This is a genomic window from Paramesorhizobium salinisoli (assembly GCF_003335045.1).
Taxonomy (GTDB): domain Bacteria; phylum Pseudomonadota; class Alphaproteobacteria; order Rhizobiales; family Rhizobiaceae; genus Paramesorhizobium; species Paramesorhizobium salinisoli.
The window spans coordinates 1-1,028 of sequence record NZ_QOZG01000086.1; the positions used below are offsets into that span (position 1 = coordinate 1).

General features: G+C 65.9%; 1 protein-coding gene. It reads right to left on the reverse strand.

Annotated elements, in window-relative coordinates:
• Nucleotides 1–1,028, reverse strand: a 1,028-nt coding sequence (locus DUT91_RS25960; RefSeq protein ID WP_160113724.1) for a hypothetical protein, incomplete at both ends; no start/stop codon positions are given.

Below are 1,028 nucleotides of genomic sequence, written 5' to 3' on the forward strand. Positions count from 1 at the left end.
GGTCAGGGAATAATAATATTGCTTTTGCGTGCCGTCATACTGCAGCGTCAGGGGGGTCTTGAGATCGGTGGTCTGCCACACCGTGAGCCCGGCCTGGCCGGGCGTTGGAATGAGGCGGACAGGCTGGCTGGCGTTGCCGCTGCCGCTGAGCGCGATGCGGCCCGCCACCACCTCGGTCAGGTCGGTCGGGACGACCTCGTCGTTTTTTGGCAGCGCGCTGTGCGCGAAGGGCTTGTCGAGCATGATGCCCTGGAGCGACTTGTTTGCGAAGCCCAGCACGAGATCGGGATCGGAATGGTCGTAAGCACCGGCTGCCGGGTTGAAGATGCCCGTCGTGCCGATCACCGCATCGGCGATATTGGAGCCGGCCTGGGCCGTCACATTGATGGTGGCCTGGCCCGTGGCGCCCTGGGTGTAGGAGGTGTTGGCGGGATCGCCCTGCTGGGCACCGCTGCCGCCGCTGAAGGCGAGCTTGTCCGACGGCGCGGCGTACCACAGCACCCTGGTGTTGGCCGGGACCAGATTGCCGTTCTTATCCTGATAGGTGCACGTCAGTTTGTAGGGCGTGCCCTCCGTCAGGCCCTGCGTGTTGTCAGGCCCTGCCAGTTGCATCGTGCCGGTGCCAGGCAGGCTCACGGTTTGTGCGAAATCGACCTGGAGCGTGCCGATATCCGGCGTGGTTCCGGCGCTGGCCTTCACGGTTGCCGTAGCCGTGCCGGAGCCGGTGTATTCGATGCTGGTGACGGTCTTGCCGTCGGCGCCCGTGGTGGTCGGCGACGGGCCGATGGAGACGCCGGTGACCGGGGGATCGATCGTCCAGGTGACGGGTTGCGTGCCGATCGACTGGCCGTCCGCCGTCCGATAGGTCGCCTGCACCAGATGCGGCGTGTTCGCCGTCAGAGGATCGCCGTCCAGCGAAATCACCGAAAGAACCTTGCCGGCGGGCACTGAGCCGGCGGCCGTCAGGCCGAAGTCCTTCTCACCGATCGGGACGCTGGAATTATCCGAGCGCGCGTAGACGCTGACAG